The organism is Plantactinospora sp. BC1, assembly GCF_003030345.1.
Taxonomy (GTDB): domain Bacteria; phylum Actinomycetota; class Actinomycetes; order Mycobacteriales; family Micromonosporaceae; genus Plantactinospora.
On the sequence record NZ_CP028158.1, the window covers coordinates 3,938,135 to 3,964,303 of the forward strand.

Consider the following 26,169-nt stretch of genomic DNA (forward strand, 5'->3'; position numbering starts at 1 on the left):
CATGACACCCCTCAACCGCATCGCGGCTGCGTTCCGCCGGCCGCTACGCATCCGGCTCGTCGCGCCGCCCGACAAGGCGGCGGCTGCCCTGCGCGGCCTCGCTGCCTTCCTCCACCACCGCACCGAGCTGCGGTACCGGCGCATCCGCATCGACCTGACCATCCGGCCCGACGAGGAGGGCAACCGATGAACCCGTGCACCCTCCACCCCGGCGAGTCGACCTGCGACCGGTTCGGCCTGATCGAGATCGAGCACGGGACCAGCGGCCGTGCCTGGACCTGCGTCGAACACGCAATCCGCGCCATCTGGACCATCGACGGTGCCCACGTCGTCCGCGACCTGCGCACCGAGCAGACGGGGGCGGGCCGATGACGCGGGTACGCCTCGAAGCCGCTGCCCGGCTGCTGATCCTGCTCGCCATCGGCGGGATGGCCGGCGCAGCCGCGTTCACCCACGTACATGACCTGACCGTCGCGCACGGCCAACCCGACTGGATCGGCTGGGCCAACGCCGTAGCCGTCGAGCTGATGGCCATCTACCTCGGCCTGGAGATCCGTGCCCGGCGTCGCGCCGGTCGTCCAGTCGGGTTCGTCGCCGTGCTCCTCGTCGGCTTCGCCATCCTGTCCCTCGCCGCCCAAGTCGCCGAAGCCGAACCCTCGGTCTGGGGCTGGATCGTCGCCGCGGTTCCCTCCCTCGCCTTCCTCGCCCTGGTCAAAGTCGTCCTGTCCAGCGCACCGGCCACCATCGCGGCCACCGAAGACGAAGCGCCGGCCATCGTCGACGAACCCGAACCGGAACCCGTCGCCGTCGACCCCGAACCGGTCCAGGACCGTACGCCGGTCGTCTACGCCCCGGTAGCGGCATCGCGGCCGGGATCGTCGGCGGTACTGCCTCCGCTCGGCGTCGTCCACCCCACCCGTACCGCCGGGGTCGCCCGATGACGGCACCGACCCTTCCCGGCCTCGACCCGTCCGCCCCGACTCCGGAGCAACCTCGTCCGGGGTCGCGGGCGGCACGAATGGGCCTACCCCGCGCCGTCGACGTCCTCAAGGACGTCGCCACCGAATACGGCGTCTGCATCCGCCCTCTCGCCATGCGCCGAACCGACCTGAACACCGGGCAGACCGAGGTCATCGACCTGCCCTGCGGCGCGACCCGGGAGGACAAGTGCCCGGCCTGCGCGAAGAAGAACCGCCGGCTCCGGCAGGCACAAATCCGGGAAGGCTGGCACCGCACGGACGAACCCCTACCCGGCCCGGAACCCGCGACCGAGGAGCAAAAGGCGCTGATCGTGCTGCGGGCGCACCTGGAGTACGGCCGCGACGAAGCGGCCCGCGCCTCCGAGTGGGAGCAGATCGAAGACCTCGACGAGGCCATCCGCGAGGTGGAAGAGGCGATCACGGCCGAAGGGCTGCGCGGTCGGGTCGGTCCGCCTCACCAGTCCGGCGACGACGCCCAGGGCGACGAGGACACCGGCCGGCGCCGCAAGCGGTCCACCAGGCGGCGGCAGGACGCACCCGACCTTCCCCGACGCAAGGTCGAGCGGCGCACCGTCGGTAAGGTCTACACCGCCCCGGACGGCTCGACCTACCGGCCGTCGATGTGGCTCACCCTCACTCTCGACTCGTACGGGCCGGTGCTCTCCGACGGCACACCGGTCAACCCGGACCGATACGACTACCGGCGGGCGGCCTGGGACGCCGTCCACTTCCCGCGACTCCTCGACCGGTTCTGGCAGAACCTCCGGCGCTGTGAGGGCTGGAACGTCCAGTACGCGGGCTGTGTCGAGCCGCAACGGCGACTCGCCCCACACGCGCACTTCGCCATCCGGGGCACCATCCCCCGTGACGTGCTGCGCACCGTGGCAGCGGCCACCTACCACCAGGTGTGGTGGCCGTCCGTCGACGTTCAGCTCTACACCCGCGACCGGCCACCGGTCTGGGACGAGCAGGCGGCGGCGTGGGTAGACCCGGCCACCGGGCAGCCGCTGACCACCTGGACCGAAGCGCTCGACGCCATCGACCAGGACCCGGAAGCCGAACCCGTGCACGTCGTCCGCTTCGGCAAGCAGGTCGACGCGCGCGGCGTCATGCCCGGCACCGACGACGCAGAACGCACCATCCGGTACGTCACGAAGTACATCACCAAGGCCACCGGCGACTGCCACAAGATCGCCACCGACCGGCAGCAACGCCACCTCGACCGGCTCTGGCAGCAACTCCAGATCACGCCGTGCACGGACCGTTGTGCCAACTGGCTGCTGTTCGGCGTTCAGCCGAAGAAGGCGCACGCGAAGCTCAAGCCGGGTCGGTGCAAGGGCAAGGTGCATCAGCGGGAAACCCTCGGCATCGGCGGCCGGCGCATCCTCATCTCCCGCGACTGGTCCGGCAAGACCCTCGCCGACCACAAGCACGATGCCCGTGCCTGGGTGCGGGCACTCCTGGGCGTCACCACCGACCTTGCCGGCGTCGACGACGCCCAGGGCGCCACCACCGAACCCGTACGCCACGCCTGGGAACTGGCCCGGCCCGACGACCCGGACGTCGGCCCGATGGCGCACCGGCTCATGCGCGCCATCTCCGAACGCGCCCGATGGCGTACCGAACTCCTCGCCGCGAAGGACCGGGCGGCCCAGGGAGCGACGCCCGACCTTTCGGCAACCGCAGACAGCACAACAGTCAACGGGGAGGACTGAGCACAGTGGATGAGGTTCTGACCATCGAGCAGGCGGCGGCCCGAATCCAGATGAGTGAGCGGTACGTGCGGCGGCTCGTCGCGGAACGACGCATCCCGTTCCACAAGCTCGGCCGGTGCGTTCGCATCAAGGCGGTCGACCTGGCGGCGCACGTCGAGTCCGGTCGGGTCGAGTCGATCAGCCGTACCGACGTGTGGCGCGGCCTCGGTCGGGTGGCGTGATGGCGGCCGGTCGTCGGCATTTCGGCAGCATCCGCAAGCGGGAATCCGGCCGCTACCAGGTGCGCTATCCCGGACCGGACGGGCGGCAGCGGAATGCGCCCGACACCTTCGCCCGGAAGAGGGACGCCGACCAATACCTGTCGATGATCGAAGCGCAGATGATGCGCGGGGAATGGATCGACCCGGAACGCGCGAAGGTCACCCTTGGCGACTACGCGGAACGGTGGATCGCCCAACGGCCGAACCTTCGTCCCCGGACAGTTGCGCTCTACCGGTGGTTGCTCGGCAAGCACATCGCGCCCTACCTCGGCGACACCGAACTCGGCCGGCTGGACACGCCGCTGATCCGGGAGTGGCGGGCGGAACTGCTCGGCAACGGCGTCTCGGAGAGCATGGCGGCGAAGGCGTACCGGCTGCTGCGCGCCGTGCTGATGACGGCGGTCAACGAAGACGAACTACTGCGGAAGAACCCGTGCCGGATCCCGGGTGCCGACCAGGAGAAGGCGCCGGAACGGCCGGTACTGACCATGGCCCAGGCGCTCAAGCTGGCCGAGCTGATGGAGGACCGCTACCGCGCCCTGGTCCTCGTCACCACCTTCGCGTGCCTGCGCTGGGGTGAGGTCTCCGCGCTGCAACGGCAGGACATCGACGCCGACGCCGGGCTGATCCGCATCCGGCAGGCGTACACCGAGGTTCGGGGCATCGGCCTGGTCCTCGGCCCGCCGAAGTCCCGGGCCGGCGTGCGTACCGTCTCGGTGCCGGCGGCCGTCATGCCGGCGCTGCGCGACCACCTGGCGGCGTTCGTCGACGACAACCCGAACGCGCTGGCCTTCACCGGGCCGAACGGGCGGCCGATCTGGCGCGGCAACCTCAACAAGCTCATCGGCTGGTCGGCTGCGGTCAGCAAGCTCGGCGTGCCTGGGCTGCACTTCCACGACCTCCGACACACCGGGAACACCCTCGCCGCCCGGACCGGCGCCAGCACCCGCGAGTTGATGGCGCGGATGGGCCACGACTCGCCGCAGGCGGCGATGATCTATCAGCACGCCACCGCCGAAGCCGACCGAGCCATCGCCCAGGCGGTCAACGTCGCGATGAAGGCCGAGCGGAAGAAGGCAAATAAGGCGGCGGCCGGCGACGCGCCCGCGAAGTCGAAGGGCAAGGGCGGCAAGCCGAAGAAGAGCGACGCATCGAAGAAAAGCGACGGGTCGAAGAAGGCGGGCAAGGGCAAGCGGCGCGGCGACGACCTGGACGACGGGATGGCCGGCGCGGTGGCCCGGCGGCGCTAATGGCCCGTGGATGGCCCGAAGCATGATCGCGGCCCGGAACACATCGAAGGCCCTGGCTGGGACTGATGTCCTGACCAGGGCCTCCGGGTTGGAGCGGGTGACGGGAATCGAACCCGCACTGTCAGCTTGGGAAGCTGATGTTCTGCCATTGAACTACACCCGCGAGCGGACCCCACTGTACCCGGTCGGGTCCGATCATGCACTCACCCTCCCCCCGGGTACGGCTGAACCGGCCTGTCGCGCCTTCAGATCCCACGCGAACCACGCCGCGCCGCCTCGTTTGCAACGCTGACCGCAGCTAGTAACGTCCGCCTCACCTGCAACTATGGCTCTGTGTCATCGCAGAGCCACTCTCCGAAAGCAAAGGGTGTGGCAATGGCGTTTCGTGGACTGTGGTTGTCGTCGCGTTCCGGCTTGACCGGCATGGCGAGCATGTTTCTCGTCCTGCTGCTCGGAGCCGGCCCGGCGGTGGCGGCGCCTCCGGGCTCGGCCGGACGAACCGGCGCACCGGACTGCGCCGAGACGACCAGCGGCCACCCGAACGCCGCGATCCCGAACGCCAAGGCCAGACCCGGGGCGCCGCACGCCGCCGAGCCCAACGAGCTGACCCCGGCCGAGGCCGCCGAACTGGACCGAGCGGTCGACTCGGCGTACGCGCAACGGGTCGGGGTGGCGCCGCTGGGCGTACCGGGCAGGCTCAGGATCACCATCGACGTGGTGTTCCACGTCGTCAGCGAGAAGCGGAGCCGGGCGGACGGGGACATCCCACTGTCGCTGATCCAGGCCCAACTGAGGGTGCTGAACGACGCCTTCGGTGGGCGTACCGGTGGGGCCTGGACGCCGTTCCACTTCAGGTTGAAGAAGGTGAACCGGGTGGTCAATCCGGCCTGGTACCCGATCGTGGCGGAGAGCCCGGCGGAGACGCAGATGAAGCGTGCGCTGCGGGTCGGCGGCAAGCACACCCTGAACATCTACACGGGGCTGCTGGACGACGAGTTGCTCGGCTGGGCCACTTTCCCGCAACGCGAACTCGACCCGTACGACGGGGTGGTGGTGCTCGCCGAGTCGCTGCCGGGCGGCACGGCGGCGCCGTACAACGCCGGTGACACGGCGACGCACGAGGTCGGGCACTGGCTGAACCTCTACCACACCTTCCAGCAGGGCTGCTCCGGTCAGGGCGACCACGTCTACGACACGCCCGCCGAGGCGGAGCCGGCCTTCGGTTGCCCGGAGCGACGGGACACCTGCACGACGAAGCCGGGCCTCGACCCGATCCACAACTTCATGGACTACTCGGTCGACGCCTGCATGTACGAGTTCACGTACGGTCAGGTGTTCCGGATGCTCAAGGCGTGGAAGGCGTTCCGGGAGCCGTAGGTCACGGTGTCGGGACCGGTTCCGCCTCGACGGCCCGGCGCCGGCCGCGTCGCTTCGGCCCGGCGGCGGTGCCCCCGCCCGCAACGCCCTCGCCAGTGGTGACGGCGCCGGCCGGGTCGAGCCAGACCTGCACGGCAGGGCGCTCGGACCGGTCTCCGGCGGCGAGCGGGGTGGCACCGTTGCTGCCGTGCCGGGCCACCATCGCCACGTCGACGGTGAACTCGAAGAGCCGCCAGTCGACCTGCGGTGCGGCCCGCAGGTTGCCGGCGAGCTGGTCCACCCGGGCCTGGTCGGTCACCGGGCGGGCCCGACCGGCGACGTAGGCCTCGTCGTCGCTGTCCTCGGGTGGGAAGGAGTGCAGCGCGTAGCGCCCGTCCCGTTCGAGGTCGCGCCGCTTCGGGGAGTCGACGACGAAACAGAAGAGTCCCTCGTCGGTGATGACCGGGGACACCGGGTGCACCCGCGGCCCACCGTCGGCGCGCACGGTCGCCAGGTAGCCGAGACCCGGACCGTACTGCTGGATGAGGACGCGGATCGCGTCGGCGAGTCGAGGCTCGTCAGAGGCGAATTCGGACCAGGATGCCATGGGTACATTCTATCGAACACATGTTCGATCACCTACCCCGAACCCACCCCGATCCCACCCTTCGGCGAGGTCGCGGCCAGCCGGCCGCACCCGACCGCTAAGGTGATCCGGTGCTGCTCTCCGACCACGACCTAGTGATCGAGATCAAGGCGGGCACCCTCGCGCTGGAGCCGTTCGAGCCCGCGCTGGTGCAGCCGTCGAGCATCGACGTACGCCTGGATCGGCTCTTCCGGGTCTTCAACAACCACCTCTACACGCACATCGACCCGGCCGTGCAGCAGGACGAGCTGACCTCGCTGGTCGACGTGCCGGACGGCGAGCCGTTCGTGCTGCACCCGGGTGAGTTCGTGCTCGCCTCCACCCTGGAGGTGATCTCGCTCGGCGACCAGCTCGCGGGCCGGCTGGAGGGAAAGGCGTTGGCCGTGGACACGCCCATCCCGACTCCGGCAGGGTGGCGGGAGATGGGCGACCTGAGGGTGGGCGATCTCGTCTTCGATGATCGGGGCCAACCGGTACGGATCGTGGCTGCGACTGACGTGATGACCAACCGTCCCTGCTTCCGGGTCAGTTTCTCGGACGGTGAGTCGATCGTCGCCGACGCCGATCATCGGTGGATCACCACCACGAAGCTGGAGCGCAAGTACATCGCCCGCGGCACGCTCGCGGCCGGCTCGGTTCGGACGACCGCCGAGATTGCCGGCGATCTTCGCTACGGTGACAAGGAGCGAAACCACCATATCCACGTCACCGAGCCGGTCCATTACCCCACCCGTGACCTGCTCGTGGACCCCTATGTTCTCGGTGCGTGGCTCGGCGACGGCACATCGGCCAGTGCCGAGTTCACCTGCGCCGACGAATCGATTCTCGACGAGATCCGACGTGCCGGCTACCCGGTCTCGAAGGTCAGCGGTCGCTACCGGTACCGGATCGGCGGGGTAGGCCACACACGCGACGCCAGCAGCGGTCGGTATTCGGCGAACGGGTCGTTGTCGAGCCTGCTCAAACAACTCGGCGTCGTCGGCAACAAGCATGTGCCGGCCGAGTACCTCACGGCCGATGTCGACCAGCGCACCGCGCTGTTGCAGGGCCTCATGGACACCGACGGCCACATCGACGATCTGGGCCGCTGTGAGTTCGTCAGCACCAGGGAAAGGCTTGCGGACGCGGTGGTCGAACTCGCCGCAAGTCTCGGACTGAGGCCGGTGAAACGGAAGAAGCGGGCGGTCCTGAACGGCGTGGAGTGCGGGGTGGCGTTCCAGGTCAAGTTCACGCCACACCTACCGGTCTTCCGGCTGCCCCGGAAGCTCGCACGACAGAAGGCTGGCCGGTTCCACCGTTTCCGTGCGGTCGACGACGTGCGGCCCGTGGAGTCCGTCCCGGTCCGCTGCATCCAGGTGGCGGATCCGCGTGGGATGTTCCTCGCCGGCCGGACGTTCGTGCCGACCCACAACTCCAGCCTCGGCCGGCTCGGCCTGCTCACCCACTCGACCGCCGGCTTCATCGACCCCGGGTTCTCCGGGCACGTCACGCTGGAGCTGTCGAACGTGGCCAACCTGCCGATCCGGCTCTGGCCCGGGATGAAGATCGGCCAGCTCTGCATCTTCCGGCTCTCGTCGCCGTCCGCCCACCCGTACGGGTCGGCGGTCTACGGGTCGCGCTACCAGGGGCAGCGCGGCCCCACCCCGAGCCGCTCCTGGCAGAACTGGCGCACCTGGCCCACCCGCTGACGCCCCGCCCGCGCGGCGGCGACACGGACCGAACGGAGGAACCCCCGCCGCAGGTGCGCGACGGGGGTTCCTCCGTTGACACGGTCGATCGGGGAGAGGTCAGCCGGGTCTGCCGAAGCTGTGGATCTCGCCGTCGTCCATCCGCTTCATCTTCACCGGTTCGCCGGCCCGGGACGCGTGCACGATCCATCCGCCGCCGACGTACATGCCGACGTGGCTGAGGTCGGCGTAGTAGAAGACGAGGTCACCGGGGCGGAGCTGGGAGCGGCTGACCGACTTCACCTGCCCGCGCTGCGCCCGGGCGTTGTGCGGCAGCCCGACGCCGCCCTTCGCCCAGGCGGCCAGGGTCAGGCCGGAGCAGTCGTACGAGCTGGGGCCTTCCGCACCCCACTTGTACGGCTTGCCGATCTGGGCGCAGGCGAACTTGACCGCCTGGCCGGCCGGGCCGCCGGGGTAGGTCGCCGGGCAGGGCGCGGGCCGCAGCGGGCCGGCGGAGCCGTTCCCGTACGCCTGGATCCGCAGCTTCTGCAACCGCTCGACCTCGGCGTCGATCTCCTTCTTCTTCGCCGCCAGCTCCGCCTCGGTCTTGGTCAGCTGGCTGACCAACCGGTCCAGCGGGGCCTTCTGGGCGGCGTACTTGTTCTTGAGGTCGACGACCGCCTGCACCTCGCGCTGCTGCTGCCGCGCGAACTGGTCGAGCACCGAGAGCTGGCCGACCAGCGCGGTCGGCGACTTCGTGGTGAGCAGGGCGTTGACCGCGGACGCCTTGTCGCCCTTGTACGCCTCCACGGCGAAGTCGCTCACCCGGTTCATCGCGGCGTCGATCTGCGACTGGAGCGGGGCGATCTTCTTCTGCAGGGCGGCGGCCTGCTTCTTCTTCGCGGTCAGGTCCTGCCGGGTGGCGTTGTGCCTCTCGACGACCGGCTCCAGTTTGCGCCAGGCGGTGTCGATCTGCTGCTCGATCTCGGCCACCGACGGTTCGGCGAGTGCCGGCGTCGTGCCGGTGAACAGCACGGCGGCGCTGGCCAGGGCCGTGAGCGCGATGGCGAGAATGGACCTTCGAGGGCGCGGTTTCGCGTTCCCGGCGTCGGCGGAGGCCGATCGGAGGGATGGCGACCGCGGCGGGGCAGGGGGAGCCACCGGGGTCCGTACTCCTTCTTCCGTAGCCCGCCTACCGGGTTAGCTGACGGGTTCGGGCGGGAAGATTGTCGCCCTACCGCGTGAGACGCGGATTCACCCCATGAAGCTCGGGTCCCCGGTTCGCTGAGTGTGACGATTCGGCGGTGTCGAGACGTCGCCGCCCGGCTAGGCGGCCTGCCGTCGGCTCGACGGTCCCCAACCTTAGAGAAGGGTGTTATCCAAACGCAACCCCGTGATCTGAGTCGATTCGTTATGTATCGGATCGGTCGCTGACGGTGGGAGCATTCGAACCCGCGAACCGAAGGATCGAACCCGCCGATCACACTCGGTATATGTGAAAGATTCCTACATAGTGACGACCTTGGCCGGCAGGTATTGACCAGCACCGGTCCCGGGTGGAGGGTGATCACCAGGCCCACCCCCGGCTCATGGAGGTTCGATGCTTCCCACGAAACAGCCGCTGAGCAGGAGAATCGCGATCGGGGCCGCAGTCGTCGGCGCCGCCGCGCTGCTGCCGGCCAGCCCCGCGCCCGCCACCGCCACGTCCGCCGACAGCCGGCAACAGGAGTACGCCGCCGCAGCGGCCGAGTTCGGCGTACCCGAGAGTGTGCTGCTCGGCGTCTCCTATCTGGAATCCCGCTGGGACACGAACGCCGGCACGCCGAGCACCACCGGCGGGTACGGCCCGATGCACCTCACCGACGTCGCCGGGCTCGCCACCGGGCCGGAGCACCCCGAGCACGGTGAGGACCGACGCGGCGACCCGGCCCGACCCGCCCGCCCGGCACCCGGACCCGCCGGCCCACACCTCGACCGGAGCGCCGACGCGCCGCCCGGCGGGCAGACCCTCGACGCCGCCGTCGCGCTGACCGGAGTCGACGAGCACCTGCTCCGCTCGCAACCGGCGGCGAACATCCGGGGCGGGGCGGCGCTGCTGGCGTCGTACCAGAAATCGCTGGCCGCGCCGACGGGCCCGGCCAGCGACCCGGCGGCCTGGTACGGCGCGGTGGCCCGGTACGCCGGCAGCGACCGCGCCGACGCCGCGGCGGCCTTCGCCGACGAGGTGTACCGGACCATCGCCGAAGGCGCCAGCCGGACCACCGACGACGGCCACCGGATCACCCTCCCCGGCCGACCGGGGATCGCCCCGCAGCGCTCCTGGCTGGACCGGCTCGGCCTGCCCGGCACCCCCCGCCCGGACGGGCTGGAGTGCCCGCGCGACATCTCCTGCGAGTGGATCCCCGCCCCCTACCAGGCGTTCGGGGACGGCGACTACGGCAACCACGACCTCTCCGACCGGCCCGCCCGACAGAAGATCGAATACATCGTCATCCACGACACCGAGGGCAGCTACGACACCACGCTGCGGCTGGTGCAGGACCCGACCTACGTGAGCTGGCAGTACACGCTCCGCTCGGCGGACGGGCACATCGCGCAGCACGTCAAGGGCAAGGACGTGGCCTGGCACGCCGGCAACTGGTACGTCAACGCCAAGGCGATCGGCCTCGAACACGAGGGCTTCGCCGCCCAGGGCACCTGGTACACCGAGGCGATGTACCGGACCTCCGCCAAGCTGGTCCGCTACCTCGCCGACCGGTACGACATCCCACTCGACCGCGACCACATCATCGGGCACGACAACGTACCCGGCATCCTGCCGGCGAACGTGCGCGGCATGCACTGGGACCCCGGCCCGTACTGGGACTGGTCGCACTACTTCGACCTGCTGAAGGCACCGTTCCGGGGCATCGGCATCCCGGCCGCCGGCCTGGTCACCATCGACCCGGACTTCGCCACCAACCGGCCGGCCTTCACCGGCTGCGACACCGCCGGGGTGCCCTGCCCGTCGCGCGGCTCCTCGTCGGTGATCCTGCGCAGCGCCCCGGCCGTCGACGCGCCGCTGGTCAACGACATCGCGCTGCGCCCGGACGGCACCCCGAACACCATGCACATCTCCGACCACGGCGCGCGGGCCTCGGCCGGGCAGACCTACGCGCTCGCCGGCCGGCAGGGCGACTGGACCGCGATCTGGTATCTCGGGCAGAAGGCGTGGTTCCACAACCCGAGGAGCAACCCCACGGCGAAGTGGACGGTCGGGCTGGTCGCGACGCCGAAGCCGGGCCGGGCCACCATCCCGGTGTACGGCCGGGCGTACCCGGAGGCCGACGCCTACCCGGCCGGCGTGCCGGTGCAGGCGGTCACGCCGTTGCAGTACACCCTCGCCGCCGGGCAGCGCTACGCCGTCGGCAACATCCTGCCCAGCGAGTACTACCGGGCCACCACCTTCGACGGCTCGTCACCCGGTGACTGGACGGTGATCCGGGGCGACCTGCGGTACGTCCAGATCCAGTTCGGCCACCGGATCATGTTCGTGAACGCCGACGACGTACGACTGCTGCCGTCGCCGATCGGCGCGCCGGGCTAGACCTGACCGGCGGCCGGCGCCGGCTGCTGCGCGGTGCCGGTGGGGTCGGTGGCCGCCCCGACGACGGCGGTGAGCACGTCGTCCAGGGTGACCACCCCCATCGGCACCCGCCCGTCGCTGACCAGCACCATGTGCCGGCGCTCCCGGCGCATCGACAGCAGCAGGTCGGCGAGGCTGCGCTCCGGCGGCACCACGGCCAGCGGCCGGAGCAGCTCCGTCGGCACCGGCGCCCGGCGGGCCGCACCGGAGTACCCGAGGACGTCCTTGACGTGCACGAAGCCCAGCACCCGGCGGGTGGCCCGCTGCACCACCGGGAACCGGGACCGGCCGGTACGGGTCGCCAGCACCTCCAGGGAGGCCGGAGAGACGTCCTCGGCCACCGTGGTGACCGTGGCCCAGGGTCGCAGCGCGTCGGCGGCGGTACGCCGGTTCAGCGCCAGCGCGCCGGTGATCCGGGCGTGCTCCTCGGAGCCGAGCAAGCCCTCGGTACGCGCCTGCGAGACCAGCCCGGCCAACTCCTCGGCGGTGAAGACCGTCTTCACCGCGTCGGCGGCCTCGATCCGCCACAGCCGCAGGATCCGGGCCGACGCCCACTTCATCGCCAGCAGCAGCGGCTTGGTCGCCACGCAGAACGCCAGCATCGCCGGCCCGAGCCAGAGCGCGGAGGGCTCCGGCCCGGCCAGGGTGATGTTCTTCGGCACCATCTCACCGATCACGGTGTGCAGGAAGACCACCACGCCGAGCGCGATCACGAAGGCAACCGGGTGCACCGCGCGGTCCGGCAGCCCGACGGCGTGCATCGGCTCCTCCAGCAGGTGCGCCAGGGCCGGCTCGGCGATGGCGCCGAGGCCGAGCGAGCAGATGGTGATGCCGAGCTGGGCGCCCGCGATCATCAGCGGGATCTGGTTCATCGCCGACAGCGCCCACCGGGCCCGCTTCGACCCGGCCGCCAGCGGTTCGAGCACGGTACGCCGGGACGCGATCAACGCGAACTCGCTGCCCACGAAGAAGGCGTTGCCGAGCAGCAGCCCGAGGGTGACCAGCAGGTTCATTCGGCGGCGTCCTCGGGCCGGACCACCCGGACCTGCTCGATCCGGTGCCGGACCACCTCGACCACGGTGAACTCGAAGCCCTGCTCCTCGACGGTCTCGCCGGCCACCGGGATGTGGCCGAACCGGGCCAGCAGGAACCCGGCCAGCGTCTCGTACGGGCCCTCGGGCAGCCGGAAGCCGACCTGTTCGACCAGCTCGTCCTCGCGCAGCACCCCGTCGACCAGCACGGTGCGTTCGCCGCCCGGCACCGTCAACTCGACCGGATCCTCCACTCCGGACCCGGCGGAGCCGGCCGCGTCCGGGGTGAACCCGTCGACGACCGGGTCGAACTCGTCGGCGATCTCCCCGACCAGCTCCTCGACCAGGTCCTCCACCGTGACCACGCCGTCGGTGCCGCCGTACTCGTCGACCACGATCGCCAGGTCCGCACCGGCGCCGCGCAGCGCCGCGAGTACCCCGTCCAGGTCCAGGCTCTCCGGCACGTACACCGGCTCCCGGGCCACCGCGGCCACCGTGGTGAAGGACCGCCGGTTCGGTGGTACGCCGAGCGCGTCGACGACCCCGGCCACCCCGGTGACCAGGTCGACGGTCTCCTCGTAGACCGGGAACCGGGTCCGGCCGGTCTGCTGGGACAGGGCCAGCAGCTCGGCGACGGAGGCGCTGGCCCGCAGCGCGACCACGTCGACCCGGGGCGTCATCGCCTCGGCGGCCCGCTTGTCGCCGAACCGGATCGTCCGTTGCAGCAGCATCGCGGTCTCCCGGGGCAGCGCCCCGGCCTGCGCGGAGATCGCCGCCAGCAGGCCGAGTTCCTCCGGCGACCGGGCGCTGGCCAACTCCTCCTGCGGTTCGACGCCGAGCCGGCGGACCAGCCAGTTGGCCGAGTTGTTCAGGGCCCGGATCAGCCAGCCGAAGATCCGGGAGAAGGCCCGCATCGGCCCGGCGGTGGCCAGCGCCGCCGGCATCGGCCGGGCCAGCGCGGCGTTCTTCGGCACCAGCTCGCCGAAGAGCATCGACAGCAGCGTCGCCAGCGCCAGCGCGAGCAGCGGGGTGACCCGTCCGGTGTTCTCCCCGGCGACCGGCCGGAGCAGCGGGGCGAAGAGCTTCGCCAGCGCCGGCTCGGCGAGATAGCCGGTGAGCAGGGCGGTGATGGTGATCCCGAGCTGCGCGCCGGAGAGCTGGAAGGAGAGTTCCCGCAGCGCCTTGCGGACCGTACCGGCCCGCCGGTCGCCGCCGGCCACCCGCCGGTCGAGTTCCGCCCGGTCGACGGTGACCAGCGCGAACTCGGCCGCGACGAAGAACGCGTTGCCGCCGGTCAACAGGACGAAGCCGGCCAGCGGCAACAGGGTGCTGAGGAGTAGAGCGTCGATGATGGGTTCACCTCGACCGTGGTTGCGTCCCGCCCGCGAATATCGAGCACAGTACCGGCCCGACCAGGCGACGGCTGCCCGGTGCGCGGGGCGGTCGGCCCCCGGGACTCAGCGCCGGAAGCAGCGCCAGCCGAACGGGTCCCGGCCCTCCCGGTTTTCCGCGAACGCGCCGTCGCCGTAGGTGTCCCGGCAGGCCCGGTCGATGTCGATGGTCCGGGACGACAGCAGCAGCCGCTCGCACTCCCAGCCGTCGCCACGGGTATCCGCCCAGCTCGCCCCGCCCACGTGCTCGTCGCAGTAGCGGTCCATCATCCGGGCCAGCCCGTCCCGGCCGTCCGGACCGAGCAGCACGGGCTGGGCGGGCGGCGGGGGTGGCGGCGGTGCGGCCGGCGAGGACGGCGGGGCGGTGGTCGGGGGCGGCGTCGGTACCGCCGCTCCCGCTTCCTGAAGCGGTGGCCGCGCCGGCGTCGACGGTGCGGGTGGGGGCGACGCCGGAGCACCGCCGGCCCGGGAGGTCGGGCCGGGAGTCGCCGTCGGGGTCGCGCCGGGGGTACCGGTCGGCAGCGCGGCGTCCGGGGTCGGCTCGGCCACCGGCGATCCCGGTGCCGGCGGGTCGGCCACCGCCACCGGTACCCCGACCTCCGGCTCGGTCCCGCCACCCCAGAGCGTCGTGCGGAGCGTCTCCGCCCCGAACGGGATGGCGAGGAGCAGCAGCCCGACTCCGAGCCCCACGGTGGAGATCAGCCGGAGCCGCCGGCCCGACCGGTCCCGCCGGTCGGCCGACCCGGTCCTGCGGTGCCGTCCGCTCGACTCCGCCGCCATCCGGTGTGGTGCGCTTTCCGCCACGCGGCGCCCGCCTCCTCGCGGTCTGAGGGGCCGTCGTCGGCCACCATCGCCTGGTTGGAGACCGCCGCGCGGCGGTCCAACATCGACAGGTACGAACGAACGCCGTATGTGGTTCACCGCAGTCCGTGACTGTGGCGGCCCGGCGGATCATCGGGCGCCGCTCCACAGGGTTTGGACAGGTGGCACCGGCTAGCGTCGGATTCATGATCGATGATACGGCTCCGATGGCCGCCGAACCCACCCCGCTGAGCGGGATCGCCGAGTGGGCGACCGACCTGATGGACACGCTCGGCGCCCCCGGAGCGGGCCTGGCAGTGGCGCTGGAGAACCTCTTCCCGCCGCTGCCCAGCGAGATCATCCTGCCGCTCGCCGGCTTCGCCGCCAGCCGGGGCGAGATGAGCCTCTGGTCGGCGATCTTCTGGACCACCCTCGGCTCGGTGGTCGGCGCGCTGGCGCTCTACTACGTCGGCGCGCTGCTCGGCCGGGAACGTACCCGGGCCATCGCCGCCCGGCTGCCGCTGGTCAAGCTCGCCGACGTGGACCGTACCGAGGCGTGGTTCGTCCGGCACGGGGTCAAGACGGTCTTCTTCGGCCGGATGATCCCGATCTTCCGCAGCCTGATCTCCATCCCGGCCGGCATCGAACGGATGCGCCTCGGCACCTTCCTGCTCTGCACCGCCCTCGGCAGCCTGATCTGGAACACCGCCTTCGTGCTGGCCGGCTATCTGCTGGGCGAGAACTGGCACCTGGTCGAGGAGTACGCCAGCCTCTTCCAGAAGGTGGTGATCGTGGCCGTGGCGCTCGCGGTCGGCTGGTTCGTACTCTCCCGGCTCTCCCGGCTCTCCCGGCGCGACCGGCCGCGCAGCCGCCACCGGATGTGACCGGCGCCCGGCCCGGGTCGTCCCCGCCCGGCGGCCCGGGTCCGGTCAGCCGCCCAGGTAGCGGAGCACCGCCAGCACCCGCCGGCTGTAGCCGGTGACGTGCGCCAGGTCGAGCTTGTCGAAGATCGCGTTCACGTGCTTCTCGACGGCGCTCTGCGAGACGTGCAACTGCGCGGCGATGGCGGCGTTGGTGTGCCCCTGCGCCATCAGGTCGAGCACCGCCCGCTCCCGTACGGTCAGCCGGCTCAGCGGGTCGGTGTGGCTGGTCCGGGCGAGCAGTTGGCGTACCACCTCGGGGTCGAAGGCGGCCCCGCCGTCAGCCACCCGGGCCAGCGCGTCGAGAAACTCGCCGACCTGGGCCACCCGGTCCTTCAGCAGGTAGCCGACCCCGCCGCTCTGGCTGGTCAGCAGCTCCACGGCGTAACGCTTCTCGACGTACTGGGAGAGCACCAGGACCCCGACGGCCGGCCAGCGGCGGCGGATCTCCAGTGCGGCGCGCAGCCCCTCGTCGGTGTGCGTCGGCGGCATCCGTACGTCGACCACCACCGCCTCCGGTGGATCGGCCGTGACGGCCGCGACCAGGGCGGTCGCGTCCCCCACGGCGGCGGCGACCCGGTGCCCCTCCTCGGCCAGCAGCCGGACCAGCCCCTCCCGGAGCAGGGTCGAGTCCTCGGCCAACATCACCCGCATGGCAGCTCCGCGACGACGGTGGTGGGGCCGCCGACCGGGCTCGCCACCCGGAGGCGGCCGTCGAGGGCGGCGACCCGGCGGGCCAGCCCGGAGAGGCCGCCGCCGGTCGGGTCGGCCCCGCCGACGCCGTCGTCGACGACCGTCACGACCAGCCGGTCGTCCCGGACCGCGACCTCGACGTCGACCCGGCTGGCCCGGGAGTGCTTGGCGGCGTTCGTGACCGCCTCCGAGACCACGAAGTAGGCGGCCGTCTCGACCGCCCGCGCCGGCCGGGCGGTCAGCCGGTGCTCGATCCGGACCGGCAGCCCGGCGTGCTCGGCGACCCGGGCCAGCGCGTCGGCCAGCCCGAGGTTGTCCAGCGCGGTCGGATAGACCCGCCAGGCGACCTCGCGGAGGTCGTCGATCACCCGGCCGGACTCCTCGTGCGCCTGCCGCAGCAGCTCCGCCGCCCTGGCCGGGTCGGTGGCCCGGCGGGCCCGGCCGACCAGCATGCCGAGCGCGACCAGCCGCTGCTGTACGCCGTCGTGCAGGTCCCGCTCGATCCGGCGCCGCTCCGCGTCGACCGCCGCCACCACCCCGGCCCGGCTGGTGGCCAGCTCGGTGATCCGGCGTTCGAGCGCCTCCCGGCCGTTCGGCCCGAGGAACCGCCGGGCCAGCCGGCGGTCCAGCGCCGCGACGCCGAGCACCCCCTGCACGGCGAGGAAGAGCAGGACCAGGGCGAAGACGCCGAAGTACACCACGATCAGCGGGGTGGCCTCGATCCCGTCGACCGGGCGTCCGATCGCCCAGCCGACCACCACGGCGCAGGCCACGACGGCGCCGTACAGCATCATCCCCAGCACGATCCCGCCGAGTACCCCGACCGGCAGCCGGGCGGCGAGGTAGCCCACCGCGCGGGCGTCGGTGATCACACCTGCGGGGCTGTCGCCGAAGTACCGCTCGACCCGTCGCCGGTCGTACTCGGCGAGCCGGCGGGCCAGCCCGCCCAGCCACCGCCGGGGTCGCGGAAAGCGGGCCGGCACGGCGTGGCCGAGCAGCGTGCCGACCAGGTGCCCCAGGCTGACCGTCGCGGTGACGGCGCCGAGCAGCACCCCGGTGGCGACCCGCAGCCAGGCACGGAACGACCACCAGGACGGGCGGCTTTCCGGACGGTCCCACGACGGCACCCGGCCGGCGGTCTCCTCCGACCCGCCCGGCAGCGCGTCCGTGGTCCCGATCCCCTGCTGCGGCACGTGTCGAAGGCTACCGTTGTGGTTTTCCACAGCCTGCCGGCGGCGGAACTCCGCAGCCACCTGGCCGACCCGGGACCACCGACCGGCGGTCGGCCGGCCGGGCGGGTGGTCAGGCGCCCGGCTTGACCGAGCGGAGCAGCACGGTGGCGACGTCGACCACCTCGACCTGGTCGCCGGCCTCCTTGCCGTTCACCCCGTCGTTCAGCATCGTCGAGCAGAACGGGCAGCCGACCGCGACGGTCTTCGCGCCGGTCGACATCGCCTCCTCGACCCGGTCGACGTTGATCCGCTTGCCGATCCGCTCCTCCATCCACATCCGGGCACCACCGGCGCCGCAGCAGAAGGAACGTTCCTGGTTGCGGGGCATCTCGGTGATCCCGTCGGCCGCCGCCGCGCCGAGCACCTCACGGGGCGGGGTGAAGACCCGGTTGTGCCGGCCCAGGTAGCACGGGTCGTGGTAGGTCAGCCCGCCGTCGACCGGCTGGACCGGGGTGAGCCGTCCCTCGGCGACCAGGTGGGCCAGCAACTGGGTGTGGTGCACGACCTCGAACTGGCCACCGAGTTCGCCGTACTCGTTGCCGAGGGTGTTGAAGCAGTGCGGGCAGGTGGCGACGATCTTGCGCTTCGCCGGCTCGCGGTCGCCGAAGGCCTCGTTGAGGGTCTCGACGTTCTGCTGGGCGAGCATCTGGAAGACGAACTCGTTGCCGATCCGCCGGGCCGGGTCACCGCTACAGGTCTCGCCCTCGCCGAGGATGGCGAAGTTCACCCCCGCCTCGTGCAGCAGGGTGGCCACCGCCCGGGTGGTCTTCTTGGCCCGGTCCTCGAACGCACCGGCACAGCCGACCCAGAAGAGGTACTCGAAGTCCTCGACCTCGCCGACCCGGGGCACCTCGAAGTCGAGGCCCTTGGTCCAGTCCTCCCGGGTGTTCGGCGGGGCGCCCCACGGGTTGCCCTTGTTCTCCAGGTTGCGCAGCATCACGCCGGCCTCGGAGGGGAAGCTCGACTCGATCAGCACCTGGTAGCGGCGCATGTCCACGATGTGGTCGACGTGCTCGATGTCGACCGGGCACTGCTCGACGCAGGCGCCGCAGGTGGTGCAGGACCAGAGGACGTCAGGGTCGACCACCCCGAGCTCCTCGGCGCCGCCGATCAGCGGCCGGTTCGCCTCGGCCAGCGCCAGCACGTCCAGGTGCGCCAACTGGGCCTCGGTCGCCTTCTCTTCACCGGTCAGGTCCTTGCCGCCACCGGCGAGCAGGTACGGCGCCTTGGCGTACGCGTGGTCGCGCAGCGACAGCACCAGCAGCTTCGGCGAGAGCGGCTTGCCGGTGTTCCAGGCCGGACACTGCGACTGGCACCGCCCGCACTCGGTACAGGTGGTGAAGTCCAGCAGCCCCTTCCAGCTGAACTGCTCGACCTGGGCCACCCCGAACTGGTCGGACTCCGGGTCGGCCTCCTCGAAGTCGAGCGGCTTGCCGTTGCTGGTCATCGGGCGCAGCGCGCCGAGCCCGGAGCCGGTCCGGCCGGGGTCGCGCTTGAAGAAGATGTTGGGGAAGGCGGCGAACCGGTGCCAGGCGACGCCCATGGTGACGTTCAGCGAGATCACGATGACCCAGGTCATCGAGATCGCGATCTTCACCAGGGCGGTGACGCTGGTGCCCGCGTCCCAGGCCGGCAGCAGCGCGCCGACGGCGTGGCTGACCGGGGTGGCCCAGGCCGGGAACTCGAAATGGTCGGTGGCGACCTTGAAGCCGCGGATCAGGAACCCGCAGACCAGTACGGCCAGCACCACGGCCTCGACGAAGTAGCCCTGCCACATGGTCGAGCCGGTGAACCGGGAGCGCCGGGCGGGGTTGCTCGGCCGGTTGCGCAGCCGGATGCCGATCAGCACCAGGATCCCGACCACCCCGAGGATCCCGATCAGCTCGGTGACCAGTCCGTAGCCGACCCAGTGCCCGATCAGCGGCAGTCCCCCGGTCGGGGTGACCACCTCGAAGTACGCCTCCAGCACCAGCAGGGAGAGGACGAGGAAGGCGACCATCACGAACCAGTGCGCGGCGCCCACCACGCTCCAGCGCAGCATCCGGGTGTGGCCGAGCGTCTCGACCAGCATGTTCCTGGCCCGCAGACCCCGGTCGGTGAACCGCGTCGGGTCGGGCTGGCCGAGCCGGATCACCGCGGTCATCCGCAGCACCGCGCGCGTCGCCAGCCACACCGCGACCGCGGTGATGCCGGCGGCGAGGATCGTGGTGACGATCTGGACGCTGCCCATGCCTGTTGGCCCTCCCCGTCCTGCTGTCTGACCTCGTCCGCCGCCGGCCGGCCGTCGACCGGCGGCGCCGATGCACGAAGCCTACGCGGCGAGGTTACTCGTTGGTAACGTGACTATCCTCGCATCGACAGTCAGCAGGGCCGAAATGGGCGGCGAGGCGTTCGCCACCGGCAGCCGCCCCGGGGTGCGGGACCGCCGGGGTGGGATGTCGGACCGGAGTCAGCGCCAGCGGGAGAGCAGGCCCAGCGAACCGACCATCGCGCCGAAGCCGATGGCGAGGTTCCAGTACCGCCAGGTGGCGACGGGGTATTCCATGTCGGACAGGTAGAAGACCACCAGCCAGCCGATGCCGAAGACGATCAACCCGACCGCCGTGGCCGGCAGCCACACCGGGCTAGGCTTACGGGTCGCCGCGGTGGACGTCGGACGGACGTCCGTCGGCGGGGTGTACACCTTCTTCTTACGTACCTGAGACTTGGGCACGGCGCTCTCCTGAGGGGGTGGTGATCCTCGTCCGGCCTGACAACCGGACGCAAGGGCGACGGTCCATGGCCAATAATGTTCGACAGCTAGCGTAGTCGCGAGAACCCGTTCAGGCCACGGACCCGGGCATCTGGGTACGGACGGTTGAACGCCCGGATCGCCTCGGTAATTCCCGCGATTAGGACATAATTACCAGATCGGTATGATCGTGAGGGAGAAGGCTCGATGGAGTACACCTCCGGCGTCGCCTCCTGGCGGAAGGTACTCCGCCGCGCCGCCGTGGGGCTGCTGCCCCGGCGGTCGGCCGAGCGCCGCCCCGGGTGGTCCGTGGGCGTACCCCTGATCGCGCTCGCCGCCGGACTGCTCTTCACCACCACGGCGACCACCGCCGGGGGCACCTCGCTGCGCGAGGACCGCCGCCCCGAACTCGCCCAGCTCATCGAGGACCGCCGCGACCAGGTCGCCTCCGGGCAGGAACGGGCCGCCGCACTCCGCGACGAGGTGGAGAGCCAGGCCGAGGCGCTCGGCGGCTCCGACGGCCGGGTGGCGGCCCAGCGGGACCGGGCCACCGGCAGCCGGGAGGCGGCCGGGTTCACCGCGTTGGCCGGCCCCGGCGTCACGGTCGAACTCGACGACGCACCACAGCAGGGCGACGGCAAGCTGCCGGCCGACGTCAGCAACGACGATCTCGTGGTGCACCAGGGCGACGTACAGGCCGTGGTCAACGCGCTCTGGGCCGGCGGCGCCGAGGCGATGACCATCATGGGTGTCCGGGTCCTCTCCACCAGCGCGGTACGCTGCGTGGGGAACACCCTGCTCCTGCACGGCCGGGTGTACTCACCACCGTTCAAGATCACCGCCATCGGCAATCCCGCCGCACTACAGCGAGCGCTCGCCGCGTCCGAGGGGGTCCGGTTGTTCAGGGACGCGGTCACCCACTACCACCTCGGATACCGCGAGACAGTGGAGCCCAGCGTGACGGTTCCCGCGTACGACGGTCCCGGCGGACTCCGGTCGGCCAAGGTTCCGGGGTGACTCCGGTGGCCGGCGACCCGAACTCCGCCCGCAACGGTCGGCACCGCGCCCCGGACGGCGACGACCCGACGATGTTCATCCCGCGACTGCCGGAGGACGACGAGCCACCGGCGGCCGACCGGGCACCGCGGTCGGCCCGCCCGGAGCCGGCGGAGCCGGTCGGCCGCCGCCCCCGGATCACGGTCGACCACGTCGTGCCGGCGCCGCCGGGCCGGGGACCGCGCACACCCGAGCCGCCTCCGCCGGCCGCACACGACACCGTCGGCCCGCCCGCACCGGAACCCCGTCCGGGAGAGCACGGTCGGTCCGGGGACCGTCGCGGCCCGGCCGACGGCTACCGACCGCAGCCCTACCCGCCGGCCGACTCCGAGTTCCGGCAGCCCTACCAGCCGGCCGAGCCGGAGTTCCGCCAGCCGCACCAGCCGGTCGAGCCGGAGTTCCGCCAGCCGCACCAGCCGGTCGAACCCGAGTTCCGGCAGCCCTACTCGCCGGTTGAGCCGGAGTTCCGGCAGCCGTACCAGCCGGCTGAGCCGGAGTTCCGGCAGTCGTACCAGCCGGCCGAGCCCGAGTTCCGGGTCGCCGGTCCGCCGTCGGAGCGCCGGGAGCTGGCGCCACCGGCCGGCCGACCCGTCGCGTCCGCCGAGCCCGAACCCTGGTCGCCGGCTCCGGAGAGCGTCCCGGAGCGGCGGGAACCGGCGCCCGCCGTCCGACCGGGCGCCTGGGAGCCGACCCCGGCCACCGCCGAATCCGATCGCTGGCAACCCGCCGAGCCCGGCCACCGGCAGCCGTCCCCGGACGACCTCGGCCGTCGGGCCAACGGGGCGGGTCGCGTCGACAGCCCGACCGCGCTCATCCCGACCGTCCCCCCGGCGGACCCCGAGACCACCGCGCCGATCCCGCCGATGTCGCAGCGGGCCGCCGGCACGCCCGTACCGCCGCACCGCACCGCCGCCGCCGAGGCCACCACCGCGCTGCCGCAGGTCCGGCCCGCCGCAGTGCCCCGCCAGGACGACATCGAGGCGACCGCGCTGATCGGCGCGATCCCACCCCCGCCGGCCAGCGACGACGCGGGCGGCTCAGCCGACCCGGACGGCGCAGCGGACGCCGACCAGCGCCCCCGGCGCGGCGAGCGGGTCGTCCAACTCCGCCCGGAACAGACCGGCGAGGGCTACAAGAGCGTCTACTCCGAGCTGACCCGGCCGTCGCTCGGCTCCCGGATCCGGACCGGCATCCGGGCCACCGGCGAGGTGCTGATCACCTTCGGCCTGGTCGTCCTGCTCTTCGCGGCGTACGAGGTCTGGGGCAAGTCCACCATCGTCAACGCACACCAGGACGACCTCGGCCAGCAACTGGCACAGCAGTGGGACGAGCCCGACCCGACGGTCGGCCCGACCCCCACCGCCACCCCGAAGCCGGCCAAGCCGGTGCAGGGCAAGCCGATCGCCGGGCTCTACATCCCCAAGCTGGACAAGCACTGGGTCGTGGTCGAGGGCGTCACCCAGAAGGACATCCGGTACGCCCCCGGCCACTACCCGACCAGCGCCCTGCCCGGACAGGTCGGCAACTTCTCGGTCGCCGGCCACCGGAACCGGGCCACCTTCTGGCGGCTCGACGAACTCGACGACGGCGACTCGATCGTCGTGGAGTCCAAGGAAGCCTGGTTCGTCTACCACGTGTCGGAGACCCGGATAGTCAGGCCGTCCCAGGTCGAGGTGGTCGCCCCGGTCCCCGGCAAGCCCGGTGCGAAGCCGAAGAAGGCGATGCTGACCCTGACCACCTGCAACCCGAAGTTCGACAACTACCAGCGGTTGATCGTGCACGCCGAGCTGATCCGTACCGAGCCGAAGACGGTCGGCTCGCCCCGCCCGCCCGAGTTGGACGGCTGACCCCGCCATGTACGCGTGGATCTGGCGCAAGCTGCCGTTCGGGGTACCGGGCAAACTGATCGGCTCGCTGCTGATCGTCGCGAGCCTGCTCGCCCTGCTCTGGTACGTCGTCTTCCCGTGGGCCGAGCCGCTGCTGCCGTTCGACGACGTCCAGGTGACCCAGGACAACGGAGTCCCCGGGGGGCCGGCCGATGAGCCCGGGGTCGAGGGCGAGGATCCGGGCGTCGGCGGCGAACCCTCCGGTGACGAGCACGAGCTGCCGTACGACACCACCCGGAACAACACTCCGCCCCCGAGCCCCACCAGGTAGGCCCGATGCGCGTCCTCGTGATCGACAACTACGACTCGTTCGTCTTCAACCTCGTGCAGTACCTCGGCCAGCTCGGTGCCGACTGCGAGGTACGCCGCAACGACGAGATCGACCTCGCCGAGGTGGGCCGGCTGGACGTGGCCGGAGTGTTGCTCTCGCCCGGCCCCGGCACTCCGGACCGGGCCGGCGTCTGCCTCGACGTGATCCGCGAGTACGCCGGCCGGCTGCCGATCCTCGGTGTCTGCCTCGGTCACCAGGCCATCGGCGCCGCCTTCGGCGGGACGGTCGAACGGGCACCCGAGCTGCTGCACGGCAAGACGTCCGAGGTCCGGCACCGGGGTGTGGGCGTACTGGCCGGGCTGCCGGACCCGTTCACCGCGACCCGCTACCACTCGCTCGCCGTACCCCCGGAGACCCTGCCGGCGGAGATCGAGGTCACCGGCTGGACCGAGTCGGGCGTGGTGATGGCGATGCGGCACCGCGAGCTGCCGGTCGAGGGGGTGCAGTTCCACCCCGAGTCGGTGTTGACCGAGGGCGGTCACCTGATGCTCGCGAACTGGCTCGCCGGCTGCGGCCTGCCGGCGGCACTGGACCGGGCTCCCGCGCTGGCCGCCGAGGTCGACGCCCGACGTCGGGCCGCCTTCGTCACGGTCTGAGCCGACGTGACGCCCCGAGAAGGGGCGTCACGGTCCGAGCCCGGGCGTGCGGCCCTGGAACTGGGCGTCACGGTCTCAGGCTGGCCGGCCCGGCGCGTGGTCGCCGACGACCCCGGGCGACTCCGCCGGAGGGTGGTGCGGGCGCGGCGAGGTCAGCCTCGCCGCGCCGCCGCGATCACCGTGATTCGGGTCGGGTGACCGGCGGGTTCACCGGTGGGAACAGTCCGCCACCGCCACCGCCGCCGCCGTCGCCCGGCCCGGTGGGCGTGGGAGTGGGGGTGGGGGGAGTCGGTTCGTCCTCCTGCGCCACGCTGACGGTGATCGTCACGGTCGTACCGGTCGGCTTCTTCTCCCCGGCGGACGGGTTCTGCCGGGTCACCTCGCCGGCCTCGGCCGGCGGCACCGGCTCACCGTCGACGACCCTCACGTCGAAGCCGGCCCTGTCCAGCCGCTCCCGCGCCTCGTCCTCCTGGAACCCGAGGACCCTCGGCACCTCGACGACGTTGCCCCGGGAGACCGAGACGGTCACCGTGCTGCCCTTGGCGACCTTCCTGCCCTCGGCCGGGTCGACCTCGGTGACGGTGCCCTTGTTCCTCTCGCTGTTCACGTCGGTGCGCTTGACCGTCAGGCCCTGCTCCTTGAGCCGGATCTCGGCGGACTCGAAGGTGCCGCCGACCAGGCCGGCCGGGACGGTGACGGTGCCGGGGCCGGTGCAGACCCGGATCTCGATCTCGGTACCCGCATCGACCTTGGTGGTCGGCGGCTGACTCTGCGAGGTGACCTGTCCCACCTTGCACTCGTCGCTGGTGTCCGGGTCGCCGACCTTGGCGGTCAGCTCCGCCTGTTCGAGGGCGTTCCGGGCCGCCGCCTCGGTGCTGCCGACCACGTTCGGCACCTCGACGCTGGCCGTGGCGCCCGGGTCCTGGTCGTTGTTGAGCATCAGCGCGGCGACCAGGGCGATCACCGCGAGCACCCCGAGGCCGCTCAGCGTGGCGATCACCCAGGCGGAGGCCTTGCGGCGCCGCGCGTCACCGACCCGGGCCGGCGGCATCGGCCGGCCTCCGCCGGCCTGGATCTGCCGGGTGGTGGCGGTGTGCGACATCGCCATCGTCTCGTCCTCGCGCAGCACCGGGGTGGCCATCACCGGCCGGCCGGCCGCCGCACGGAGCAGGTCGGCACGCATCTCGGCCGCGCTCTGGTAGCGGTTGAGCGGGTTCTTCGACAGCGCCTTGAGCACGATCGCGTCGATCGGCGGGGTGACGTCCGGGTTGAGGTCGCTCGGCGACGGCGGATCTTCCCGGACATGCTGGTAGGCGACGCTGACCGGGCTGTCACCGACGAACGGCGGATGGCCGCAGAGCAGCTCGAAGAGGACGCAACCGGCGGCGTAGACGTCCGACCGGGCGTCCACCGCCTCGCCCCGGGCCTGCTCGGGGGAGAGGTACTGAGCCGTACCGATCACCGCGCTGGTCTGCGTCATCGTGGTGGCGCCGCTGGCCAGCGCCCGGGCGATGCCGAAGTCCATCACCTTGACCTGGCCGGTCTGGGTCATCATCACGTTGCCGGGCTTGATGTCCCGGTGGATGATCCCGTGCCGGTGGCTGAACTCCAGCGCGGCGCAGACGTCGGCGGTGATCTCCAGGGCCCGACGGGGCATCAGCCGTCCCTCGGCGGCGAGCACCTCCTTGAGCGTCCGGCCGTTGACGAACTCCATCACGATGAACGGCAGGGTCTCGCCGGTGGGCGCGATCTCCTCGCCGGTGTCGTAGACGGCGACGATCGCGGGGTGGTTCAGCGAGGCGGCGTTCTGCGCCTCCCGCCGGAAACGCATCTGGAAGGTGTCGTCACGGGCCAGATCGGTACGAAGCATCTTGATCGCGACATCGCGGCCGAGCCGGAGGTCGCGCCCGCGGTGCACCTCGGCCATGCCGCCGTAACCGAGCAGCTCGCCGACCTGGTACCTGCCACCCAGCAGGCGGGCCTGCGCCGTCATCTCGTCTGT

General features: G+C 71.8%; 23 protein-coding genes, 1 tRNA gene, 3 pseudogenes and 1 riboswitch. Of the genes and pseudogenes, 16 read left to right on the forward strand and 11 right to left on the reverse strand.

The window, feature by feature from the left end; genetic code table 11:
- Position 1: 1 nt before the first annotated feature.
- Genes C6361_RS17085 through C6361_RS17110 form a run of 6 tightly spaced genes read left to right on the forward strand, consistent with a single transcriptional unit; the run spans position 2 to position 4,205 of the window.
- Entirely contained in the window at positions 2-190 is a 189-nt protein-coding gene (locus tag C6361_RS17085) for a hypothetical protein (RefSeq protein ID WP_107268325.1), read from the forward strand.
- Positions 187-372 carry a hypothetical protein gene (locus C6361_RS17090; RefSeq protein WP_107268326.1) on the forward strand — a complete coding sequence of 62 codons (186 nt, stop codon included), beginning with the start codon at positions 187-189 and terminating at the stop codon, positions 370-372. The genes C6361_RS17085 and C6361_RS17090 overlap by 4 nt, the downstream gene beginning before the upstream one ends.
- Positions 369-941, forward strand: coding sequence for a DUF2637 domain-containing protein (locus C6361_RS17095; RefSeq protein ID WP_107268327.1), 573 nt, complete (start codon positions 369-371; stop codon positions 939-941). Before C6361_RS17090 ends, C6361_RS17095 begins: the two co-directional genes overlap by 4 nt.
- Complete coding sequence (locus C6361_RS17100; protein ID WP_107268328.1) at positions 938-2,695, forward strand: replication initiator; 1,758 nt, start codon at positions 938-940, stop codon at positions 2,693-2,695. The genes C6361_RS17095 and C6361_RS17100 overlap by 4 nt, the downstream gene beginning before the upstream one ends.
- A gap of 5 nt (positions 2,696-2,700) precedes the next feature.
- Positions 2,701-2,916, forward strand: coding sequence for a helix-turn-helix domain-containing protein (locus C6361_RS17105; protein WP_234359537.1), 216 nt, complete (start codon positions 2,701-2,703; stop codon positions 2,914-2,916).
- The gene (locus C6361_RS17110) at positions 2,916-4,205 is read left to right on the forward strand and encodes a site-specific integrase (protein WP_107268330.1); all 1,290 of its coding nucleotides are present in this window, start codon (positions 2,916-2,918) and stop codon (positions 4,203-4,205) included. The genes C6361_RS17105 and C6361_RS17110 overlap by 1 nt, the downstream gene beginning before the upstream one ends.
- An 89-nt stretch (positions 4,206-4,294) precedes the next feature.
- On the opposite strand, the gene C6361_RS17115 is transcribed toward C6361_RS17110, so the two are convergent.
- A tRNA-Gly gene (locus C6361_RS17115) sits at positions 4,295-4,368 on the reverse strand.
- Between the two features lie 212 nt (positions 4,369-4,580).
- Between C6361_RS17115 and C6361_RS17120 the strand changes: the two genes are divergently transcribed.
- Complete coding sequence (locus C6361_RS17120; protein ID WP_107268331.1) at positions 4,581-5,582, forward strand: zinc metalloprotease; 1,002 nt, start codon at positions 4,581-4,583, stop codon at positions 5,580-5,582.
- A gap of 1 nt (position 5,583) precedes the next feature.
- Here C6361_RS17120 and C6361_RS17125 read toward each other — a convergent pair whose 3' ends face one another.
- Entirely contained in the window at positions 5,584-6,168 is a 585-nt protein-coding gene (locus C6361_RS17125; protein WP_107268332.1) for a pyridoxamine 5'-phosphate oxidase family protein, read from the reverse strand.
- A gap of 110 nt (positions 6,169-6,278) precedes the next feature.
- Here C6361_RS17125 and C6361_RS17130 point away from each other — a divergent pair.
- The 3 pseudogenes from C6361_RS17130 to dcd form a co-directional block, all read left to right on the forward strand.
- A pseudogene (locus tag C6361_RS17130) lies at positions 6,279-6,584 on the forward strand (dCTP deaminase); the annotation flags it as partial.
- A gap of 123 nt (positions 6,585-6,707) precedes the next feature.
- Positions 6,708-7,421 (forward strand): annotated as a pseudogene (locus C6361_RS39235) (LAGLIDADG family homing endonuclease); the annotation flags it as partial.
- A 195-nt stretch (positions 7,422-7,616) separates the two neighbouring features.
- Positions 7,617-7,895: pseudogene (gene dcd, locus C6361_RS17135) on the forward strand (dCTP deaminase); the annotation flags it as partial.
- A 99-nt stretch (positions 7,896-7,994) separates the two neighbouring features.
- On the opposite strand, the gene C6361_RS17140 reads toward dcd, so the two are convergent.
- Positions 7,995-8,909 (reverse strand): NlpC/P60 family protein, encoded by a 915-nt coding sequence (locus tag C6361_RS17140; RefSeq protein WP_234359538.1) that lies wholly within the window; start codon positions 8,907-8,909, stop codon positions 7,995-7,997.
- A 138-nt stretch (positions 8,910-9,047) separates the two neighbouring features.
- A riboswitch (cyclic di-AMP (ydaO/yuaA leader) is annotated at positions 9,048-9,188 on the reverse strand.
- A 286-nt stretch (positions 9,189-9,474) separates the two neighbouring features.
- Here C6361_RS17140 and C6361_RS17145 point away from each other — a divergent pair.
- Positions 9,475-11,460, forward strand: a complete 1,986-nt coding sequence (locus tag C6361_RS17145) for an N-acetylmuramoyl-L-alanine amidase (RefSeq protein WP_107268333.1) — start codon at positions 9,475-9,477, stop codon at positions 11,458-11,460.
- Here the strand turns inward: C6361_RS17145 and C6361_RS17150 are convergent.
- The 3 genes from C6361_RS17150 to C6361_RS17160 form a co-directional block, all read right to left on the reverse strand.
- Positions 11,457-12,512 (reverse strand): hemolysin family protein, encoded by a 1,056-nt coding sequence (locus C6361_RS17150; protein WP_107263159.1) that lies wholly within the window; start codon positions 12,510-12,512, stop codon positions 11,457-11,459. The two genes, C6361_RS17145 and C6361_RS17150, sit on opposite strands and share 4 nt — an antisense overlap.
- The gene (locus C6361_RS17155; protein ID WP_107268334.1) at positions 12,509-13,852 is read right to left on the reverse strand and encodes a hemolysin family protein; all 1,344 of its coding nucleotides are present in this window, start codon (positions 13,850-13,852) and stop codon (positions 12,509-12,511) included. Before C6361_RS17155 ends, C6361_RS17150 begins: the two co-directional genes overlap by 4 nt.
- A gap of 135 nt (positions 13,853-13,987) precedes the next feature.
- Positions 13,988-14,725, reverse strand: a complete 738-nt coding sequence (locus C6361_RS17160) for a hypothetical protein (protein ID WP_107268335.1) — start codon at positions 14,723-14,725, stop codon at positions 13,988-13,990.
- Positions 14,726-14,928: 203 nt separating this feature from the next.
- On the opposite strand from C6361_RS17160, the gene C6361_RS17165 reads away from it, so the two are divergent.
- Positions 14,929-15,606, forward strand: coding sequence for a DedA family protein (locus C6361_RS17165; protein WP_107268336.1), 678 nt, complete (start codon positions 14,929-14,931; stop codon positions 15,604-15,606).
- A 45-nt stretch (positions 15,607-15,651) separates the two neighbouring features.
- Here the strand turns inward: C6361_RS17165 and C6361_RS17170 are convergent, their stop codons facing one another.
- From C6361_RS17170 to C6361_RS17185, 4 genes are all read right to left on the reverse strand, one after another.
- On the reverse strand, positions 15,652-16,296 hold the full coding sequence (locus C6361_RS17170; RefSeq protein ID WP_107268337.1) for a response regulator transcription factor: 645 nt from the start codon (positions 16,294-16,296) through the stop codon (positions 15,652-15,654).
- Positions 16,287-17,528 (reverse strand): sensor histidine kinase, encoded by a 1,242-nt coding sequence (locus C6361_RS17175; RefSeq protein WP_234359539.1) that lies wholly within the window; start codon positions 17,526-17,528, stop codon positions 16,287-16,289. The genes C6361_RS17170 and C6361_RS17175 overlap by 10 nt, the downstream gene beginning before the upstream one ends.
- Positions 17,529-17,637: 109 nt before the next feature.
- Positions 17,638-19,797, reverse strand: coding sequence for a (Fe-S)-binding protein (locus C6361_RS17180; RefSeq protein ID WP_107268338.1), 2,160 nt, complete (start codon positions 19,795-19,797; stop codon positions 17,638-17,640).
- Positions 19,798-20,016: 219 nt separating this feature from the next.
- Positions 20,017-20,280, reverse strand: a complete 264-nt coding sequence (locus tag C6361_RS17185; protein WP_101368904.1) for a cell division protein CrgA — start codon at positions 20,278-20,280, stop codon at positions 20,017-20,019.
- 225 nt (positions 20,281-20,505) lie between these two features.
- Here C6361_RS17185 and C6361_RS17190 point away from each other — a divergent pair, with 225 nt between their 5' ends.
- The 4 genes from C6361_RS17190 to C6361_RS17205 all read left to right on the forward strand — a co-directional run bounded on the left by C6361_RS17190 (position 20,506) and on the right by C6361_RS17205 (position 24,167).
- Positions 20,506-21,315: a DUF881 domain-containing protein gene (locus tag C6361_RS17190; protein ID WP_107263166.1), complete on the forward strand. Its 810-nt coding sequence runs from the start codon at positions 20,506-20,508 to the stop codon at positions 21,313-21,315.
- A 71-nt stretch (positions 21,316-21,386) separates the two neighbouring features.
- Positions 21,387-23,201 (forward strand): class E sortase, encoded by a 1,815-nt coding sequence (locus tag C6361_RS38210; protein ID WP_369931435.1) that lies wholly within the window; start codon positions 21,387-21,389, stop codon positions 23,199-23,201.
- 7 nt (positions 23,202-23,208) lie between these two features.
- Positions 23,209-23,511 (forward strand): hypothetical protein, encoded by a 303-nt coding sequence (locus tag C6361_RS17200; RefSeq protein WP_107263167.1) that lies wholly within the window; start codon positions 23,209-23,211, stop codon positions 23,509-23,511.
- Positions 23,512-23,516: 5 nt separating this feature from the next.
- Positions 23,517-24,167, forward strand: a complete 651-nt coding sequence (locus C6361_RS17205) for an aminodeoxychorismate/anthranilate synthase component II (protein WP_107268339.1) — start codon at positions 23,517-23,519, stop codon at positions 24,165-24,167.
- Positions 24,168-24,342: 175 nt separating this feature from the next.
- On the opposite strand, the gene pknB is transcribed toward C6361_RS17205, so the two are convergent.
- Entirely contained in the window at positions 24,343-26,160 is a 1,818-nt protein-coding gene (pknB, locus tag C6361_RS17210; protein ID WP_107268340.1) for a Stk1 family PASTA domain-containing Ser/Thr kinase, read from the reverse strand.
- Positions 26,161-26,169 lie beyond the last annotated feature (9 nt).